Below are 16,991 nucleotides of genomic sequence, written 5' to 3'. Positions count from 1 at the left end.
CGTGACCGTCGTACCCCCGCAGGAGCCGGCAGCGGACGCCGTACCCCCGCCCACGCGGGAGCCGGCCACGGAGGCCGACCTGGCCGCCGTGGCCGCGCAGCTCGGACGCCCGCCCCGGGGTACCCGGGCGGTGGCCCACCGCTGCCCGTGCGGCCTGCCGGACGTGGTGGAGACGACCCCCCGGCTGGCCGACGGGACACCGTTCCCGACGCTGTTCTACCTGACCTGCCCCCGGGCGACCGCCGCGTGCAGCCGGCTGGAGTCGGCCGGGTTGATGAAGGAGATGGCCGAGCGGCTCGCCGCCGACCCGGAACTGGCCGCCCGGTACCGGGCCGCGCACGAGGACTACCTGGCCCGACGGGACGCGATCGGCCAGGTACCGGAGATCGCCGGCATCTCCGCCGGTGGGATGCCGGGCCGGGTCAAGTGCCTGCACGTGCACCTCGGGCACGCCCTCGCGGCGGGTCCCGGGGTGAACCCCTTCGGCGACGAGACGCTGGCGCTGGTGGAGCGCTGGTGGGCCGCCGGCCCCTGCGTGGACGTCCCGGCGGGTGATGCTGCCGGGCCGGTGGACGTCCCCTCCGACGGGCCGGTGGGCGGGTGAGCGGGCCACCGGTCGACGCCGACGGGGGCGGGGGCACCGACATCCTCGTGCGGCGGGCCCGGACCCGGGACGTCCGGGGGATCCGCCGGCTGGTGGACACGTACACCAACGACCGGCGGCTGCTCAGCAAGGCCACCGTCACGCTGTACGAGGACGTGCAGGAGTTCCGGGTCGCGGTGCGGGCCACCGACGAGGCGGTGGTCGGCTGCGGCGCGCTGCACGTGATGTGGGAGGACCTGGCCGAGATCCGTACGGTGGCGGTCGACCCGTCGTGCCGGGGGCAGCGCCTCGGGCACCGGATCGTCGGCGAGCTGATCGACGCCGCCCGGGAGCTGGGCGTGGCCCGGATCTTCGTGCTCACCTTCGAGACCCGCTTCTTCGGCTCGTTCGGCTTCCAGCCGATCGACGGCGCCCCGGTGCCGCAGCCCGTGTACGAGCAGTTGCTGCGCTCGTACGACGAGGGTGTCGCCGAGTTCCTCGGCCTGGAACGGGTCAAGCCGAACACCCTCGGCAACACCCGCATGCTGCTGCGCCTCTGAGCCGGTGCGGCGGGTGCCGGGCGGGCTTGACCGGTGACGGCATGCTGGCGGCGTGACGACGACCCGGCGGCTCGGTACGGTCTTCGCGCTGCTGGTCAGCGTCCTCGCCCTGGTCGGCGCGAGCCGGCTGGTGTTGCCGGCCACCGGCGGGGTGGACGGCGAGCCGCCCGGGGTGCGGCGGCAGCTCACCTTCCTGCGGGCGGCGCTGGCCGACGGGGCGGGCGAACGGGCACAGGAACTCTTCCCCGAGGGGTACTTCTTCGCCCACGCGCTGTACGGCCTGACCTGGGTCGAGTCCGGGCTGCGCCGGCCGGCGGGGGAGCGGGCCGAGGCGCTGCGGGAGGCCCGGTGGGCCCTGGACCGGCTGGACTCGCCGGCCGGCCGGGCACCGTTCAGCCCCGACCTCACCCCCGCGTACGGGGTCTTCTACCTGGGCTGGACCAACTGGCTGCGCGGGGGGATGCTCGCCCTGCAACCGGCCGACCGGCGGGACCCGGCGGACCTGCGCCGGTTCGCCGCCGACTCGGCCGCGCTCGGGGCCGCCTTCGCCGCCGCGCCGACGCCGTACCTGGCCGCGTACCCGGGGCAGGCCTGGCCGGTGGACTCGACCGTGGCGGTGGCCTCGCTGCGGCTGCACGACACCCTGCTGCCGCCCCGGTTCGGCGGGACGGTCGGCCGGTGGCTCGACGGGGTACGCCAGCGGCTGGACCCGACGACCGGGCTGATGCCGCACCGGGTGGACCCGGTGACCGGCGAACCGGTCGAGGTGGCCCGGGGCACCTCGCAGAGCATGATCCACCGGTTCCTGGTGGACGTCGACCCGGACTTCGCCCGTGAGCAGTACCTGCGCTTCCGGGACCGGTTCGTGGTCTCGCCGCTGCGCCTGGGCCCGGCGGTGCGGGAGTACCCGGTCGGGACGTCCGGGGCCGGGGACGTGGACTCCGGGCCACTGCTGCTCGGGGTGAGCCTCTCGGCCACCGTGGTGACCCTCGGGGCGGCCCAGGCGCGCGGCGACGACCGGCTGGCCCGGGGCCTGGCCAACTACGGCGAACTGGCCGGGCTGCCACTGGACACGCCGTGGACCAAGCGGTACGCCTTCGGGGCGATGCCGATCGGGGACGCCTTCCTCGCCTGGGCCAAGACGGCCCGGCCCTGGGTGGCGGCGGCACCGGCCGACCCGCCCGCGCCGAACGTGCCCCTGCTGTGGCGGCTGCCCCTGGTGACGGTGCTGCTCGTGGTCGCCCTGCTGCCCTGGGTGCCCCGGCTGGCCCGGTACCGGCCCCGGCGGGCGGATCCCGGGCCGGCGGCTGCCGTAGGGTTGCCGTCGTGACGACGCGAGTGGCGGCCATCGACTGCGGTACCAACTCGATCCGGCTGCTGGTGGCCGACCTGCCCGACCCGGCGGCCGGTCCGCAGGCCCCGCTGACCGACCTGAGCCGGCGGATGGAGGTCGTCCGGCTCGGCCAGGGCGTGGACCGCACCGGCCGGCTCGCGCCGGAGGCGATCGAGCGGACCCGGGTGGCGCTGGCCGACTACGCAGGCGAGATCGAGAAGCTGGGCGCGGAACGGGTGCGGATGTGCGCCACCTCGGCGTCCCGGGACGCCTCCAACGCCGACGACTTCCGGGCCATGGTGCAGCAGACCCTGGGGGTCGCGCCCGAGGTGGTCAGCGGTGACGAGGAGGCCCGGCTGTCGTTCACCGGCGCGGTGCGCGGGCTCCCCGCCGACGCCGAGGAGCCGTACCTGGTGGTCGACATCGGCGGCGGCTCGACCGAGTTCGTGGTCGGCACCCGCGCCGGCGGGGTCGCGGCGGCCGTCTCGGTGGACATCGGCTGCGTCCGGATGACCGAACGGCACCTGGCCGGCGACCCGCCGACCCCGGAGCAGGTCGCCGCCGCGCGGGCCGACATCGCCGCCGCCGTGGACCGGGCGCTGGCGACCGTGCCGGGCCGCGGGGCCGCCACGCTGGTCGGCCTCGCCGGGTCGGTCACCACCGTCGTGGCCATCGCCCAGGGCCTGACCGGGTACGACCCGGCGCGCATCCACCACGCCCGGGTGCCCTACGAGCGGGTCGCCGAGGTGACCACCGACCTGCTGGGCAAGACCGCCGCCCAGCGGCTGGAGATCCCGGTGATGCACCCGGGCCGGGCCGACGTGATCGGCGCGGGGGCCCTGGTCCTCCAGGTCATCATGGAGCGGGCCGGGGTGCCCTCGGTGGTCGCCAGCGAGCACGACATCCTCGACGGCATCGCCTGGAGTCTCGCCTGACCGGGGACTTCGTCGCCGAGGCGGAGCGGGTGCAGGCCGAGCTGCGTCGGCGGGTCGACCTGCGCAGCGGGTTGCCGGGTACCCCGCAGACGGTCCGGGAGGTGCCGTTCCTGCTGGCCGCGCTGGAGCGGCTGCCGGTACCCCCCGGACGTGCTGGTCTGTGACGGCTACGGCATCGCCCACCCGAGGCGGTTCGGGCTCGCCTGCCACCTGGGGGTGCTCACCGGTCTGCCGGCCTACGGCGTGGCGAAGACCGCCTTCACCGCCCGCTTCGACGAGCCGGAGCGGGCACGGGGGGCCTCCACGCCGCTGGTCGACGGGGACGAGACGGTGGGGCGGGCGCTGCGTACCCAGGCCGGGGTGAAGCCGGTCTTCGTCTCGGTGGGACACCGGGTGGGCCTGGCCGAGGCGAGCGACCTGACGCTCGCGCTCGCGCCCCGGTACCGGATACCGGAGCCGACCCGGCAGGCCGACCTGCTCTCCCGGGCCGCCCTGCGGGAACTGCCGCCGGCGACCACGTAGGGCCGGGCGGACCGGGGACCGGGATACCCGCAACCTTTCGAGCTGCCCCGTTCATGGGACCACCGGCAACCGGCCCGGGGTGTCCGTCCGGCGCGGCGGGTGCCCCGTGCGTGAGGGCAGTTCGAAAGGCCGACACACCGGTACGCCCGCCGCCCGCCCGCCGCGCGCCCCCGCCTCGAACTGCCGTTCCGTTGACGGTATTACGCATTGCACAGTAGTGTGCGGTGCGTGGATACCACACAGCTCCTCAAGGGCGTGCTGGACCTCGCGGTCCTCGCCGTGCTCCGGCAGGAGGACGGCTACGGGTACGACATCCTGCGCCGGCTCCGGGAGGCCGGCCTGGAGGAGGTCGGCGACGCCTCGGTCTACGGCACGCTGCGCCGGCTCTTCGCCGCCGGCCTGCTGACCACGTACGTCGTGCCGAGCGAGTCCGGCCCGCACCGCAAGTACTACTCGCTCAACGCCGCCGGGCGGGACCAGTTGACCCGCTCCGGCAAGCTCTGGCGCTCGTTCGCCACCACCATGGACGCACTGCTCGACGATCGGGGGATGGCGGCATGACCGTCACTGGGCAGGAGATCACGGCGTACGTCGAACGGGTCCGGGCCGCGCTGGCCGACCTGCCGCCGCAGACCCGCGACGAGCTGACCGAGGACCTGCCGGAGCACCTCGCCGAGGTGGCCGCCGAGGCCGACGGCAGCCTGGTCGACCGGCTCGGCGAGCCCGAGGCGTACGCGACCGAGCTGCGGGCCGCCGCCGGGGCGGCCGGTCCGGCCTCGGCGCGCAGCCTCGACCAGCGGGCCGCCTCGCTGCTGGCCGGGGCCCGCGCCCGGCTGCGCGCCACCGACCGGCGGATCGGCCCCGTCCTCGGGTACGCCTCGGCGAGCGAGTACCTGCGGCTGCTGCGCCCGGCCTGGTGGGTGCTGCGCGGGTACCTGGCCGCCATGCTGATCACGGTGGTCACCACGGGCGGGTCGTTCGGGCTGCTGCCGAGGCTGGGCGGGAGCACCCTGGCCGCCCTGCTGCTGCTCACCGTCTGCGTGGTCGCCTCGGTGTGGCTCGGCCGGCGTACCCCGGAGCTGGGCCGCTGGCCCCGGCTCGCGGTCGGCGCCGGCACCGGGGTGCTGGTCGTCTTCGCCCTGGCCGGCTTCGTGAGCCTGGACGACGAGCAGCGGAACTGGACCGGCGGCGGCCACCCGATCTGGCTCGGTCACCCCGCCTGCGACGAGGTGCTGTACCGGTCGGACGGGCAGCCGGTGCCGGCCTACCCGTACTGCCTGGGGCAGGTGCCCTTCCGGTCCGCCCCGGCGGTCACCCCGAGCGCGTCCGCCTCGGCCAGCCCGGTGCCGCCGCCCACGGAGAGTGTGCCGGCGTCGCCCGCACCGACGTCCTGAGCGGGGCCGGAAGCGGTGCGCGGCGGGAAACGGGAGGTGAACACCACTGTTCCGGCGTCTTCCGGCGGCGGTCACGGCGTGACAGGCTACGCGCACGCAACACCACTGTGCGACCAGCCAATGATGACTGACCGCTAGGAGGACGACCCATGGGCGAACTGGTGAGCTATCCCGACCACGTCAGGCCGGGTGAGGGGTACCTCGCGATACCCTCCAGCGGTGCGACCGGTCCCGCCGTCATCGTCCTCCCCGAACAGTGGGGGGTCGTGCCGCACATCACCTCGGTCGCGGACCGCTTCGCCGAGGCGGGCTTCGTCGCCCTGGTACCCGACCTGTCACCGACGGCGGAGGACGGCCCGGTGACCGGCCGGCGGCTGGACGACGCGGCGCGGCTCGTCGCCGAGGCCGCCGACCACCTCGCCGCCCGGCCCGAGGTCACCGGGAAGGTCGGCACGGTGGGCTTCTGCGTCGGTGGCAGCCTCGCCCTCTGGTCGGCCAGCCGCTCCGACCGGATCGTCGCCGCCGCCGGCTTCTACCCGTCGCTGCCCTGGGACGGCATGGGCGCCGACTGGGGCGACTACGCCGGTAAGACCGCCGTCATCCACTGTGCCGAGAGCAGCGGCGCGGCCACCCCGGACGGGGTACGCGCCACCCGGAAGGCCATCGAGGCGGCCGGCGGCACCTGCCAGACCTACGACTACCCGGGCACCGGGCACGCCTTCTTCAACGACGACCGGCCCGAGTCGTTCGACCGGCAGGCCGCCGCCAGCGCGTGGGCCCGTACCCTCGAACTGTTCCGGTCCCGGCTTGGTTGAGGCCCGTACCCCGGCGGAGGTCGTCGCCCGCGCCGCGCGGGCGACCGACCTGGCCGACCTCGACGGCGCGGTCGGCGACTGCTTCGCCTGCCCGCGCCTGGTCGCCTGGCGCGAGGAGGTCGCCCGGACGAGACGGGCGGCCTTCCGGGACCAGGAGTACTGGGGGCGACCGGTCCCCGGCTTCGGCGTGCCGGACGCCCGGATCGCCGTCCTCGGGCTCGCCCCGGCCGCGCACGGCGGCAACCGGACCGGGCGGATCTTCACCGGTGACCGCTCCGGTGACGTGCTCTTCGCCGCCCTGCACCGGGCCGGCCTGGCCAACCAGCCGACCAGCGTCGCCGCCGACGACGGGCTCGCGCTGACCGGCACCCGGATCTTCGCCGCGGTGCGCTGCGCCCCGCCGGAGAACAAGCCCACCCCCGCCGAACGGGACACCTGCGCGCCCTGGCTGCACCGCGAGGTGGCGTTGATCCGGCCCACCCTGCGGGTGGTGGTCGCGCTCGGCGCGTTCGCCTGGGCGGCGTGGTGGCCGGTGCTCCGCGCGGTGTACGGGCACCGCCCGCCCAGCCCGCGACCGGCGTTCGGCCATGGGGCACACTGGTCGGGCACGGCCGTACCGGAACTGCTCGGCTGCTACCACGTCAGCCAGCAGAACACCTTCACCGGGCGGCTGACGCCGGGAATGCTGGACGACGTGTTCGCCCGGGCGAAGCAGGTGGCCGGGCTGGACTGAGACTGCGTGGGGCGGTGGCGATGACGGACGGACGACGTGCGCCCGTCGGGCCGTACCCGTCGGCGGTCCGGGGGTAACGGCCGGTGGAGTCGAACGAACTGCGCCGGTGGTGGCCGGTGGCCCTGGTCGTCGTCCTGCTCGGGGCGGTGGCGCTCGCCGCCGGCAACTCGGCGATCGGGGCGAACCGCGTCCCGCCCGCCAGCGAGCACATCCCGTACGTGCCGGAGTACCCGGAGGGGGTGCCGGAGACGTCGTTCCCGGTGGAGCCCCGGGACGCCGGCGAGCCGACGCAGCCGCAGTTGCCCCGGTGGCTCGCCACCACCGCGATCGTCCTGCTCGCCCTCACCGTGCTGGTCGTCCTCGGCTACCTCGCGTGGACCCTGCTCCGGGGGGCGCTGCGGCGGACCACCCGGGCCCTGCCCCAGCAGCGTGCCCGGCGCACCGCCGAGGGCACCGCCCGGGAGGTGGTCGCCGCCCTCGACGCCGGGCTGACCGACCTCGACGACTCCGCGACCGACCCGCGCGCCGCCGTGATCGCCTGCTGGGTCCGCCTGGAGGAGGCCGCCGGCAGCGCCGGGGTGCCCCGGCTGGCCGGCGACACCCCCACCGACCTGGTCACCCGGCTGCTCCGGGGGGACCCGACCGCCGGGGTGCCGGCGATCGTCAGCGCGGACGTGCTGGCCGAGTTCGCCCACGTCTACCGCGAGGCCCGGTACGCCACCCGGCCCGTCGACGAACGCACCCGCGACCAGGCGCGGGCCGCCCTGCGGCGGCTGCGCGGCGAACTCACCGCCACCGCCGGCGGCGAGGTCCCGGCGTGAGCAGCACGAGCATCGACGACCTGCTCCGGTCCGAGGAGGAGCGGCCGGCCCGCCCGGAACGGGTCCGGGGCGGCCGGGCCCGCCGGGTGGTGAAGTTCCTCGCGGTCACCGCGGCCGTCACCGTGGTGGTCGTCGCGGTGCTGCGGGCGGTCGGCCTCACCGTCTCGTTGGAGGTGGTGGTGGCCGGGGTCCTCGCCGTCCAGGCGGTGCACCGGGTGACCACCGCCCTCGCCCCGCCGCCCCGGCGGGCCGCCGTCCGGCTGCGCTCCGGCGAGGAGCCGGGCACCTGGAACTGGGGGGCCAGTGACGCGCTGCGGACCGCCGTCAACCGGTGGGCGACCCCGCTGGACTGGTCGACCGGCCGGCCGGACCGGTTCATCGACCTGGTCCAGCCGCGCCTCGGTGAGCTGGCCGACGAGCGGTTGCGGCAACGGCACGGCCTGACCCGCGACTCCGACCCCGTCCGGGCCCGCGCCCTGCTGGGCGAGCGGCTCTGGATCTTCCTGGAAACCCCGCCCCGACGCACCCCGTCGCCGCGCGACCTCGCGGTGATCGTCGCCGACCTGGAGAACATATGAACGACGTGGACCGGACCATTCCCCCCGCCGAGGTCGGCCACCTGGCCCGGTCGGTGCTGGACGCGGTGGGCTCGGTCGTGGTCGGCAAGCGGGACGCCCTGGAACTGGTCCTCGCCGGCATCCTGGCCGGCGGCCACGTGCTGCTGGAGGATCTGCCCGGCCTGGGCAAGACGCTGACCGCACGCTGCTTCGCCCAGGCGCTCGGGCTGGACTTCCGCCGGCTCCAGTTCACCCCCGACCTGCTCCCCGCCGACGTCACCGGCTCGTTCCTGTACGACCAGAGCAGCGGGGACTTCTCCTTCCGGGCCGGCCCGGTCTTCACCAACCTCCTCCTCGCCGACGAGATCAACCGGACCCCGCCGAAGACCCAGTCCGCCCTGCTGGAGGCGATGCAGGAGAAGCAGGTCTCGGTGGAGGGGGTCACGTACCGGCTGGACGAGCCGTTCCACGTGCTGGCCACCGCCAACCCGATCGAGTACGAGGGCACCTACCCGCTGCCCGAGGCGCAGTTGGACCGGTTCCTGCTCCGGGTCTCCTTCGGCTACCCCGAGCCGGAGGAGGAGTGGGACGTGCTGCGCCGCCGGATGACCCGCCGCCGGGAGGAGGCGGTGATCTCCCCGGTGGTGGACGCCCGGACGTTGCGGGCGATGCAGGCCGCCCTGGAGGACGTGGTGGTGGAGGACTCCGTCGGGCGGTACATCGTGGCGCTGACCTCGGCCACCCGGGAGCACCCGTCGGTGCTGGTCGGCGCCTCGCCCCGGGGCTCGCTGGCGCTGCTGCTGCTGGCCCGCGCCCGCGCCGTCCTCGCCGGCCGGGACTACGTGGTCCCGGAGGACGTCAAGGAGGTCGCGGCGCCGGCCCTGGCGCACCGGATCACCCTGCGCCCGGAGATGTGGCTGCGCCGGGTCGACCCGTCCTTCGTGGTCGGTGAGGTGCTCGACGCCACTCCCGCACCGGCCAGCGGGGCGCTGCCCAGCCACGCCGGTGGCCGGTCCGGGCGCTGATGGCCGCCCTCACCGCCGGTGCCGGCCCGGCCGCCGTCGACAGTGGCGGGCCGGGGCGGGAGGGCACGCCCGGCTGGACGCCCACCTGGGCGCTGGGGCGGGCGGTGCTGCTCACCGGGTTGCTGCTGATCGCAGCGGTGCTGCTCGGCCGGGTCGACCTGGTGGTGCTGGCCACCCCGTTCGCCCTGGGCACCGCGTACGCGCTGCGTCGCCGGCCCGCCGCCGGGCCGCAACTCTGGCTGACCGCCGACGACGGGCACCTGGTCGAGGGGGGCGAGGTGACCGCCACGGCGACCGTCGGCAACCCGGAGCAGGCCGGGTACGACCTGACCGTGGTCCGTACCCGGGTCTCCCCGTGGCTGCGGATGACCCGGGTGGACTTCGGCGGGGTACGGCTGGAGGTGGCCCGCTCCGGTGGCGCGGACCGGCCCTTCGTCACCTCGGTACCCGGCGGCGCGGCCGTCGACGTGGCCCTGTCCGGGACGGCCCGCCGCTGGGGCCGGCACCCCGTCGGGCCGGCCGGGGCGCGGGCCGCCGCCGCCGGTGGCCTCCTGGTCTCCCGGGCCACCGTCGTCGAGCCGGCCCGGGTCCGGGTCTACCCGAGGACGGAGCCGTTCGACGCGGTGGAGGCGATGCCCCGGGCCGCCGGACTGGTCGGCGCGCACCACTCCCGGCGGCCGGGGGAGGGCGGCGAGCTGGCCGGGGTACGCGTCTTCGCCCCCGGTGACCGGTTGCGCCGCATCGACTGGCGGGTCTCCCTGCGCGCCCGGCAACTGCACGTCGCGGCGACCCTCTCCGACCGGGACGCCGAGGTGGTGGTCCTGCTCGACGTGCTCGCCGAGGCGGGACGCTCCGGTGGGATCGGCGGGCCCGCCTCGGTGCTGGACACCACGGTCCGGGCCGCCGCCGCGATCGCCGAGCACTACCTGCACCGGGGCGACCGGGTCTCGCTGCTGGAGTACGGCCCGGCGGCCCGTCGCCTGCGCCCGGCCACCGGCCGCCGGCAGTACCTGACGGTGCTGGAGTGGCTGCTCGACATCCGCGCCGAGTCCTCCCCGCACGAGCCGTACGACCAGGTCTTCGGCCCGCACCTGCTCTCCTCGGACGCGCTGGCGGTGGTCCTCACCCCGCTGCTGGACGAGCGGTCCGCCCAGATGCTGGCCCGGCTGGCCCGCTCCGGGCGGTTCGTGGTGGCCGTGGACACCCTGCCGGCCGACCTCTCCCCGCCCCGGGGCGAGGGCTGGGCGGAGGTGGCGTACCGGCTGTGGCGGCTGGACCGGGACACGATGATCCGCCAACTGCGGGAGCACGGCGTACCGGTGGTCCGCTGGGCCGGCGCCGGCAGCCTGGACGAGGTGCTGCGGGACGTGGCCCGGCTGGCCACCGCACCCCGGGCGGGTGCCCGGTGAGCGGGGAGCGGGCGTGAACGCGGTCACCGAACGGGTCCGTGCCCTGCGGCACGCGGTCACCCGGGTCAGCCTCCTGCCGCTGCTCGTCCGGGTCGGCATCTTCCTCACCACCCTGGCCGGGTTCGCCCTCGCCTTCCCGTCCGAGGTCCTGGTCGGCCGGGCCGTCGGCGTCCTGGCGATCGCCGCGCTGTTGCCGGCGGTCGGGCCGGGCCGGGTGTGGCCGACCTTCACGGCGCTGGTCACGGTGGGCGGTTGGCTGCTCGCCGCCGCCGGGTACGGCCGGCCGGCCGCGCTGTGGCGGCTGCTCGCCGTGGCGGCGCTGCTCTACCTGGCGCACACCCTCTGCGCGCTGGCCGCGCTGCTGCCCTACGACGCGGTGATCGATCCGCAGGTGCTCACCGGCTGGCTGGCCCGGGCGGGCGCGGTGGTCCTGGCCTCCGCCGTGCTGGGGGTGCTGCTGGTCGAGGCGGGCGCGATCCGGGCGGGCGACGGCCTCCGCGCCGCCACGGTGGCCGGGCTGCTGGTCGCGGTGGGGCTGACCGTGCTGCTGCGCTGGCTGCTCCGGCGTCGGTGACCCCTTCCGGGGGACCCCGGCGGCGCGGCGCCGGCGAGTCGGACCGGGTCCGGCCCACCGGCCGGAACCATGGTGGCGTCCGGGGAGTCCAATCACCGACCCGTCGAGACGGACGTGAGGGGATGTCGTCATGCGCCACCACGTGGGACTTGTCGGTCGGTTGACCGGGTGTGCCCTGGTCCTCGTCCTCGCCGTGGCCGCCTGCGCGGGCGGCGACGGGGCCGGTGGGACGGCCGAGCCGGAGTCGTCGGGCCGGGAGCCGGTCTCCCGGGAGCCCACCGGGGCCGCGGAGCCCGCCGTCGTCGAGTGCGGGCAGCCGTTCCGCCCGCCCGCCGCCGGGGAGATGACCCTGACCGGGCGTTTTCCCGCCAGCGTGTCGGCCGACGAGCCGGCGGTGGTCGGGACGGTCGAGGTCGCCGGCCGGCAGCCGGTACGGGGCGTCGCGCTGCCGCGCGCCGACGTCTTCCTGGTCCGGCAGGGCCGCGTGGTGACCCTGCCGATGGCGCAGGACGCGGTGGGGGCGCGGTGGGACCTGGCCCCGGGTGAGGTGCGGAGCCTGCCCGGCGAGGCGCCCCTGGTGGGCTGCGAGCCGGGCGGTGGCGCGGTGCCGACCGGCAGGTACGAGCTGTACGCCCGGACCACGGTCACGACGGACGACGGAGCCGTGCTGGAGTCCTACGGCGGGCCGTGGCCGATCGAGGTGCGGTGACGCCGATCGAGGTGCGGTGACGCCGGTGGCGGGGCGGTGACGCGAACGGCTGGGAACCGTGGCGCGGTTCCCAGCCGTCCGGTGTGCGGTCGGGGTCAGCCCAGCACGATGCTGACGCCCAGGTGGCTGGAGAGCACCGTCCACGGCTGCGCGTACGCCGTGCCGCCGCCGCCGGCGATCACGTTGCCCCGGATCCAGGCGCCGGAGGCGTCCTTGGCGTAGAACGAGCCGCCGGAGTCACCGCCCGCGCTCAGCGTGCCGCCGGTGAAGGCGATGACGGGCGACTTGCATCCGGTGGTGGTGCAGACCTGCGCGGTGACGCTGGTCGCGGTGTGGCCGCAGTTCTCGCCGGTGGTCCGGCCGCTGTGGCAGTAGTCCGTGTACCCGACGCTCGCGGCGCCGGCCGAGACCACGGGGATGCTGGTGGTGCTGGTGACCCCGCCGGTGAAGACGCGGCCCGCGTACGACGAGCCGCCGATCAGCTCGAAGTCCATGGCGTGGCCGGTGACGGTGGGCAGGCGCCGGTTGGAGACGGTGCCGTACGTGTTGGCGCCGGACTCGGTCGACACGGTGGTGCCGTCGGCGTAGCAGTGGCCGGCGGTGGTCATGAACACGGTCCCGGCGCCGTTCTGGACGGCGTACCCCGAGGAGCAGAGGGCGCCCGAGGCGAGCAGCCCCCCGCCGCCGTAGTAGGCCGGCACGTCGTCGCGACGGTGCCAGGAGTCGGTGGTGCTGGTGCGGCTGACCTGGATCTCGCGGGCCGCCTGGCGCTGCGCGGCCTGTCCGCTGGCGAGGGTGGTCAGGGACGACACCACGTCGGCGGGCGCGTCGGTACGCAGGACGATCTTCCCGGTCCGGCCGTCCACGTAGCTGGCGAAGGAGTACCGGGTGCCGTGGGTGGCGACGTAGTCGGCGATGCGGGTCTGGATCGTCGCCAGCGCCGCCTCGGCGGCGGGGGAGGAGACGGTGGCGCGGGCGGTACGGTCCGGGGCGCGGCTCTCGTCGAGCTTCGCCGTGGCGGTACCGGTGGCCTCCTTGTCCTTGCCCGGTCCCGCCTGGGCGGGACCGGTGGTGAGAAGCGTCAGAACAGCGGTCGCGGCGATCGCCGCGCCGATGATCGTCCTCTTCGTCCTGGGCATCTGGATCCTTCCCTGTACGCACGGGTCACGTGGTCGTGGCCTAGAACAGGAAAAGACCAATTGGCGTTGATCAATAGATTTGTGTAAGGGTTTTGACAGGTGCCGTAGCGTTCGGGGTGCGAAAAACGACAGCCCCGAAAAGTCGATCCGTGTCCCGTATTCGCCGCCTCTGCGCCGATGTGACCCTTCTCGGGCGGTTCGGCGGGCCGCGCCCCTGCGACCGGGGTCACCCGGAACCTCGTGGCGCCGGTCACCCTCCGTGTAGTCGCGCAGGTCACAGGGTTGTGCTCCGTCACAACAGGGGGCCGTGAGCGGTGTCGGCGGAGCCCGTCGGGGAAAGATGGATGACGTGAATCCGAAGCGGATCCTTGTTGTCGGTGCCGGACATGTCGGCCTCTACGCCGCCCTGCGCCTGTCGAAGAAGCTGAGTTCCCGCGAGGCCGAGGTCATCGTGGTGGACCCTCAGCCGCACATGACGTACCAGCCGTTCCTGCCCGAGGCGGCGGCCGGCAACATCTCCCCCCGACACTCCGTGGTGCCCCTGCGACGCGAGTTGCGCCGGTGCACCATCGTGGCGGGCGCGGTCACCCGGATCGAGCACGACCGCAAGGTCGCGACCGTGCAGCCGATCGCCGGCCCGCCCCGGGAGATCCCCTACGACCACGTGGTGGTGGCGCCCGGCTCGGTCTCCCGCACCCTGCCGATCCCCGGCCTGCACGAGCACGGCATCGGGTTCAAGACCATCGGTGAGGCCATCTACCTGCGCAACCACGTGCTGGACCGGCTCGACGTGGCCGCCGCCACCCCGGACCCAGAGGTCCGCCGCTCCGCGCTGACCTTCACCTTCGTCGGCGGCGGGTACGCCGGCATCGAGGCGCTCGCCGAGATGGAGGACATGGCCCGGGACGCGCTGCGGTACTACCCGGAGCTGAAGGCCGACGACATGCGCTGGGTGCTGGTCGAGGCGACCCAGCGGGTGCTGCCCGAGGTCGACCGGGACATGGGCGCCTACACGGTGCAGCAGTTGCTGAAGCGGAACATGGACATCCGGCTGGACACCCGCCTGGAGTCCTGCGTCGACGGGGTGGTCAAGCTCTCCGACGGGGACAGCTTCCGCTCGGACACCATCGTCTGGACGGCCGGCGTCAAGCCGTCGCCGATGCTGGACGCCACCGACTTCCCCCGCGACGAGCGGCGTCGGGTCACCTGCCTGCCCACCCTCCAGGTGGTGGACGGGGACACCGTGGTCGAGGGCGCGTGGAGCGCCGGGGACTGCGCGGCGGTGCCGGACCTGACCAAGGAGCCGGGCAACTTCTGCTCGCCCAGCGCCCAGCACGCCGTCCGCCAGGCCGCCCGGATGGCCGACAACATCGCGAACGTGGTGCGCGGCCGGGAACCGGTCAACTACCAGCACAAGCACGCCGGCAGCGTGGCCAGCCTCGGCCTGCACAAGGGCGTCGCCCAGGTGTACGGGATCAAGATGACCGGCTGGCCGGCGTGGTTCATGCACCGGACGTACCACATGAGCCGGATCCCCTCCCTGAACCGGAAGGTCCGGGTGGTGGTCGACTGGTCGCTGGCCTTCTTCCTCAAGCGTGAGGTGGTCGCGCTCGGCCAGTTGCACGACCCGCGCGAGGAGTTCGAGGTCGCCTCCCAGCCCCTGCGCACCGGCCAGGCCTGAGGTGTAAGGAAGGGCCCCTTCTTAACGCTTTCTGTATAGGAAGGGGCCCCTCCTAACCGGCAGGGCCGGCCGCGTCCCGCGTCGGCGGTGCGGGTGGGGGCGGCGGTCAGGGCCGCCAGGTCCAGGCGTCGGCGATCCGGGTACCCGGGCCGTAGAGCTGTTCCAGCGTGTCGCGCAGGCTCCCCGCGTGCGGGGCGTCGTCGGTGACGGCCACGCAGGAGGCGCCCCAGAAAGCCGCGTCCCGCGCCGCCCGCTCCCGCTGCGCGTCGTCGACCAGGGGTGGCACCCCGTTCTTCGCGACGTCGGCGAGCAGCGCGGAGGTGGGCCGCTTGAACGTCCCCATCGCCGCCGTCCCGCCCCGGCCGTACGGGCCGATGAAGAACCCCTCCGGCAGGGCGAACTCGGCATTGGCCGCGGCGGCCCAGCGCATCGGCCAGGGCTCCCTCGGGGTGGGCAGCGGCACCGGCACCAGCACCCCGCCGGGCGGTACGCACTCGCGCCAGTGCCCGCCGGCGATGAACTCCGGCAGCGGCGGCCGGTCCGCCGTGGGCAGCGGGGTGGGCAGCACCGGCAGCAGCGCCGCCACGACGGCCGCCGGGACGATCCGGCGGGCCAGCCCGCCGCCGCGCAGCGCCCGGTCCACCGCCAGCGTCAGGATCGTGCCGGCCAGCGGGAGCACGGCGAGAGCGAACCGCATCGGCAGCGCGCCGTCCACCACCGGCACGCCGAGGAGCAGGGCGTACGGCCCCGGCACGGCGGTCCGGTCGCCGTCGACCACCAGGTCGGGGCCGAGCGAGAGCGCCCCCATCAGCAGCGCCGCGACCAAACAGGCGAGCACCAGCGGGCGGCGTCCCGGCCGGTCCGCGGTACGGCCGGTGGTGAGCAGCCAGCCCGCGCCGGCCACGGTGACCAGCAGCAGGGGCCAGCCGAGGAAGGTGTTGTACTCCGCCGGTCCGGTGGTGAGCCGGGCCGCCTCGGCGCCGCCGGCCACGGACAGCGGGGAGAACGTCCACCAACTGGCCAGGTCGGCGGAGAAGTAGTACGGGCTGAACATCCCGTCGGCGACCCCCTGCGGCCCGGCGAACTGGAACCAGAGCGGGTAGCCCACCGCGACCAGCGAGAGCCCGGCCGCGACCAGCAGCCCGCCGGCGAAGCCGGGCAGTGCCCGGCGGACCAGCGGACGGTCGGCGACCGCGTAGGTCAGGGTCATCACGATCAGGGTGAGCGCGGCGAGGAAGACCACCTCCTCGCCGACGAAGATCTGCGCGCTGACCGCCACCGCCAGCCCGAGCGACGAGGCGAGCAGCCGGCGCCGGTCGAGGCCGCCGGGCCGGCCGTCGGGGCCCGGCGTGGCCGGGTCCGCCGCGCGCAGCAGCCGGACCACCAGCCAGACGATCACCGGTACCAGCCACTGGGCGGTCATGTGCAGGTGACTGTTGGTCTGCGAGACCATGCCCGGCCCGAAACCGGCCAGCCCCGCGCCGAGGGCGGCGGCGAGCCGCCGGGCCCGCAGCACCCGGGTGAACAGCAGGTGCCAGGCGATCGCGGTACCGGCCAGGTTCGCCGCCGCGAGCAGGGCGAAGGTGACGGGTGCCCCGAACAGCAGGGTGACCGGGGCGAAGGCGATCCCGAGCGCGATGACCGTCGTGTTGGTCATCAGGTTCACCCCGTCGGGGGCGTTCAACTTCCCGGTGAGCAGGCCGAAGTCGCCCAGCAGCGCCCGCGCGTCCACCGCCAGGAACCACTCGTACAGGGCCTGGTCGGCCGGGTTGAGGGCCAGCACCCGGCGGCCCGGGTCCGGCCAGAGCCCTTGCGTCAGCCAGCCGGCCAGGAGCACGAAGAACAGCGCCACGAGCAGGTCGGCGCGGTGCCGGACGACGGCGGCGAACAGGCGGACGCGGTACCGGTCGACGGCGGTGAGCCACCGCGCGGACCGGCCCTTGCGCGCCGCCGGACCGTCGGGCGGGCCCGCGTCGCCCCGACCGGCCTCGGCTGACGTGGCGGCTGTGCTGGTCACGGCTCGACCCTAGTGTTCCGGTGCCGACGGGGTACGCCGGCCCGGCCGGGACCGGTTACCGTGACACTGCACCGCCGCGTGTCACTCCGCGTCGGTCCGCCCTGCCCGGGTGGTGGAACGGCAGACACGGCCGCCTTAAAAGCGGCTGCCGCAAGGCGTGCGGGTTCGACCCCCGCCCCGGGCA

Annotated in this window: 17 protein-coding genes, 1 tRNA gene and 1 pseudogene; 17 read left to right on the top strand and 2 right to left on the bottom strand. The window is 75.2% G+C overall.

Annotated elements, in window-relative coordinates; translation table 11 throughout:
* Position 1 precedes the first annotated feature (1 nt).
* The 15 genes and pseudogenes from ACQUFX_RS19940 (at position 2) to ACQUFX_RS19870 (ending at position 11,970) form a co-directional block, all read left to right on the top strand.
* Complete coding sequence (locus ACQUFX_RS19940) at positions 2–604, top strand: DUF501 domain-containing protein (protein ID WP_428961869.1); 603 nt, start codon at positions 2–4, stop codon at positions 602–604.
* Positions 601–1,143, top strand: a complete 543-nt coding sequence (locus ACQUFX_RS19935) for an amino-acid N-acetyltransferase (RefSeq protein ID WP_428961868.1) — start codon at positions 601–603, stop codon at positions 1,141–1,143. Before ACQUFX_RS19940 ends, ACQUFX_RS19935 begins: the two co-directional genes overlap by 4 nt.
* Before the next feature lie 52 nt (positions 1,144–1,195).
* Positions 1,196–2,473: a hypothetical protein gene (locus tag ACQUFX_RS19930; RefSeq protein WP_428961867.1), complete on the top strand. Its 1,278-nt coding sequence runs from the start codon at positions 1,196–1,198 to the stop codon at positions 2,471–2,473.
* An 8-nt stretch (positions 2,474–2,481) separates the two neighbouring features.
* The gene (locus ACQUFX_RS19925; protein ID WP_428967008.1) at positions 2,482–3,411 is read left to right on the top strand and encodes a Ppx/GppA phosphatase family protein; all 930 of its coding nucleotides are present in this window, start codon (positions 2,482–2,484) and stop codon (positions 3,409–3,411) included.
* Positions 3,412–3,452: 41 nt separating this feature from the next.
* Positions 3,453–3,933, top strand: a pseudogene (locus ACQUFX_RS19920) (endonuclease V).
* A gap of 228 nt (positions 3,934–4,161) precedes the next feature.
* Positions 4,162–4,494 carry a PadR family transcriptional regulator gene (locus ACQUFX_RS19915; protein WP_428961866.1) on the top strand — a complete coding sequence of 111 codons (333 nt, stop codon included), beginning with the start codon at positions 4,162–4,164 and terminating at the stop codon, positions 4,492–4,494.
* On the top strand, positions 4,491–5,327 hold the full coding sequence (locus ACQUFX_RS19910; RefSeq protein ID WP_428961865.1) for an HAAS signaling domain-containing protein: 837 nt from the start codon (positions 4,491–4,493) through the stop codon (positions 5,325–5,327). Before ACQUFX_RS19915 ends, ACQUFX_RS19910 begins: the two co-directional genes overlap by 4 nt.
* Before the next feature lie 149 nt (positions 5,328–5,476).
* Positions 5,477–6,142 (top strand): dienelactone hydrolase family protein, encoded by a 666-nt coding sequence (locus tag ACQUFX_RS19905; protein ID WP_428961864.1) that lies wholly within the window; start codon positions 5,477–5,479, stop codon positions 6,140–6,142.
* Positions 6,135–6,875: a uracil-DNA glycosylase gene (locus ACQUFX_RS19900; RefSeq protein ID WP_067364554.1), complete on the top strand. Its 741-nt coding sequence runs from the start codon at positions 6,135–6,137 to the stop codon at positions 6,873–6,875. The genes ACQUFX_RS19905 and ACQUFX_RS19900 overlap by 8 nt, the downstream gene beginning before the upstream one ends.
* 83 nt (positions 6,876–6,958) lie before the next feature.
* Positions 6,959–7,696, top strand: coding sequence for a DUF4129 domain-containing protein (locus ACQUFX_RS19895; RefSeq protein WP_428961863.1), 738 nt, complete (start codon positions 6,959–6,961; stop codon positions 7,694–7,696).
* Positions 7,693–8,274 carry a hypothetical protein gene (locus tag ACQUFX_RS19890; RefSeq protein ID WP_428961862.1) on the top strand — a complete coding sequence of 194 codons (582 nt, stop codon included), beginning with the start codon at positions 7,693–7,695 and terminating at the stop codon, positions 8,272–8,274. The genes ACQUFX_RS19895 and ACQUFX_RS19890 overlap by 4 nt, the downstream gene beginning before the upstream one ends.
* Positions 8,271–9,278, top strand: coding sequence for an AAA family ATPase (locus tag ACQUFX_RS19885; RefSeq protein ID WP_067364562.1), 1,008 nt, complete (start codon positions 8,271–8,273; stop codon positions 9,276–9,278). Before ACQUFX_RS19890 ends, ACQUFX_RS19885 begins: the two co-directional genes overlap by 4 nt.
* Positions 9,278–10,687, top strand: coding sequence for a DUF58 domain-containing protein (locus tag ACQUFX_RS19880; protein WP_428961861.1), 1,410 nt, complete (start codon positions 9,278–9,280; stop codon positions 10,685–10,687). Before ACQUFX_RS19885 ends, ACQUFX_RS19880 begins: the two co-directional genes overlap by 1 nt.
* 13 nt (positions 10,688–10,700) lie before the next feature.
* Positions 10,701–11,261 (top strand): hypothetical protein, encoded by a 561-nt coding sequence (locus ACQUFX_RS19875; protein ID WP_428961860.1) that lies wholly within the window; start codon positions 10,701–10,703, stop codon positions 11,259–11,261.
* Positions 11,262–11,391: 130 nt separating this feature from the next.
* A complete protein-coding gene (locus ACQUFX_RS19870) occupies positions 11,392–11,970 on the top strand; it encodes a hypothetical protein (protein ID WP_428961859.1) in 579 nt (192 codons plus the stop codon).
* A gap of 95 nt (positions 11,971–12,065) precedes the next feature.
* Here ACQUFX_RS19870 and ACQUFX_RS19865 read toward each other — a convergent pair whose 3' ends face one another.
* Entirely contained in the window at positions 12,066–13,109 is a 1,044-nt protein-coding gene (locus ACQUFX_RS19865) for a chymotrypsin family serine protease (RefSeq protein WP_428961858.1), read from the bottom strand.
* Positions 13,110–13,458: 349 nt separating this feature from the next.
* On the opposite strand from ACQUFX_RS19865, the gene ACQUFX_RS19860 reads away from it, so the two are divergent.
* Complete coding sequence (locus tag ACQUFX_RS19860; protein WP_428961857.1) at positions 13,459–14,790, top strand: NAD(P)/FAD-dependent oxidoreductase; 1,332 nt, start codon at positions 13,459–13,461, stop codon at positions 14,788–14,790.
* A gap of 106 nt (positions 14,791–14,896) precedes the next feature.
* Here ACQUFX_RS19860 and ACQUFX_RS19855 read toward each other — a convergent pair whose 3' ends face one another.
* Positions 14,897–16,807, bottom strand: coding sequence for a hypothetical protein (locus ACQUFX_RS19855; RefSeq protein WP_428961856.1), 1,911 nt, complete (start codon positions 16,805–16,807; stop codon positions 14,897–14,899).
* Positions 16,808–16,910: 103 nt separating this feature from the next.
* Here ACQUFX_RS19855 and ACQUFX_RS19850 point away from each other — a divergent pair.
* Positions 16,911–16,991, top strand: a tRNA-Leu gene (locus ACQUFX_RS19850).

It is taken from the genome of Micromonospora fluostatini, assembly GCF_050410825.1.
Taxonomy (GTDB): Bacteria; Actinomycetota; Actinomycetes; order Mycobacteriales; family Micromonosporaceae; genus Micromonospora; species Micromonospora rosaria.
This window is presented reverse-complemented; position numbering and strand designations above follow the sequence as displayed.

Excerpts from the sequence above, each read along its gene's own strand:
- ACQUFX_RS19910 (WP_428961865.1), top strand. The coding sequence starts at position 4,491 with ATGACCGTCACTGGGCAGGAGATCACGGCGTACGTCGAACGGGTCCGG.
- ACQUFX_RS19905 (WP_428961864.1), top strand. The coding sequence starts at position 5,477 with ATGGGCGAACTGGTGAGCTATCCCGACCACGTCAGGCCGGGTGAGGGG.
- ACQUFX_RS19885 (WP_067364562.1), top strand. The coding sequence starts at position 8,271 with ATGAACGACGTGGACCGGACCATTCCCCCCGCCGAGGTCGGCCACCTG.
- ACQUFX_RS19880 (WP_428961861.1), top strand. The coding sequence starts at position 9,278 with ATGGCCGCCCTCACCGCCGGTGCCGGCCCGGCCGCCGTCGACAGTGGC.
- ACQUFX_RS19870 (WP_428961859.1), top strand. The coding sequence starts at position 11,392 with ATGCGCCACCACGTGGGACTTGTCGGTCGGTTGACCGGGTGTGCCCTG.
- ACQUFX_RS19865 (WP_428961858.1), bottom strand. The coding sequence starts at position 13,109 with ATGCCCAGGACGAAGAGGACGATCATCGGCGCGGCGATCGCCGCGACC.